The sequence below is a fragment of the Xenorhabdus littoralis genome (assembly GCF_033949345.1).
GTDB lineage: Bacteria > Pseudomonadota > Gammaproteobacteria > Enterobacterales > Enterobacteriaceae > Xenorhabdus > Xenorhabdus littoralis.
The window spans coordinates 1-239 of the sequence record NZ_VCDP01000230.1; the positions used below are offsets into that span (position 1 = coordinate 1).

The 239-nt window shown below is 64.0% G+C and carries 1 protein-coding gene; it reads right to left on the bottom strand.

The features are described 5' to 3' along the window. Positions 1-239 (bottom strand): AMP-binding protein (locus FE394_RS19420; RefSeq protein ID WP_319927954.1); only part of this gene is annotated, 239 nt, incomplete at both ends.

Genomic DNA, 239 nt, shown 5'->3' on the forward strand with positions numbered 1-239 from the left:
GGCCGGAGATAGGCCACCAGACGGGTGTCGCCCGGCATATCTTCGCGGGCGACGACAACGGCGTCGTCTACCCCCGGACACTGAACGAGCTGAGCTTCGATTTCGCCCGGCTCAATGCGGAAGCCGCGCAGCTTGACCTGAAAATCGTTACGGCCGAGGTATTCGATATGGCCATCCGGCAGCCAGCGGCCGAGGTCGCCGGTTTTATACAGCCGGGCACCCGATACGGGGGAGAACGG